At 69.0% G+C, this 714-nt stretch carries 1 pseudogene; it reads left to right on the forward strand.

Features of this window, described 5'->3' with window-relative positions:
* Window positions 1–121 precede the first annotated feature (121 nt).
* Window positions 122–714: pseudogene (locus IBL25_RS26460) on the forward strand (XrtA system polysaccharide chain length determinant); the annotation flags it as partial.

The following is a 714-nucleotide window of genomic DNA, read 5'->3' on the forward strand; positions in this document are numbered from 1 at the left end:
CAGCCGGCGCAGGTGATTCCGGTGCGTTTGTCGGACCTGCTGCGGGATGGCGACATGTCGCAGGACATTGCGATGCAGCCGGGCGACACGCTGGTGATCCCGCAGGGCTGGTTCTGAACCCATGAGCATTCTCGCCATGGCCCGGCGGCAGGCGGCGATCGGCTGGCGGCACCGCTGGAAGGCGCTGCTGGTCGGCTGGGTGGTCTGCCTGCTCGGCTGGGCCGCCGTCTATGCCATCCCCAACCAGTTCGACAGCAGCGCCCGCATCTATGCCGATGCCGACGCCATCCTCGGCTCGGCGCTGAAGGGCATCGCCATCGACAGCTCGCCGGCGCAGCAGGTGGAGGTGCTGCAGCGCACCCTGCTGAGCCGGCCCAACCTGGAAAAGGTGATCCTGCGCACGCCGCTGGACCAGCGGGTGCGCTCGGACGCCGAGCGCGACGTGATGATCCAGCGCCTGACGCGCGAGATCCGCATCACGCCGCAAACCCGCAACCTCTTCACCATCGAATACCGCGACCGCGACCCCCGCGTGGCGCGCGACGTGGTGCAGGCGGCGCTCAACCTCTTCATGGAAGCCGCCACCGCCACCGACCGCCAGCAAATGGAAAGCGCCCGCGACTTCGTCGCCCAGCAGCTCGCCTCCTACGAGGTCCAGCTCCGCCAGGCCGAACGCCGCCGCGCCGAGTTCCAGGCCCGATACATCGACCTCCT

The organism is Pseudoroseomonas ludipueritiae (genome assembly GCF_014490445.1).
GTDB lineage: Bacteria > Pseudomonadota > Alphaproteobacteria > Acetobacterales > Acetobacteraceae > Pseudoroseomonas > Pseudoroseomonas ludipueritiae.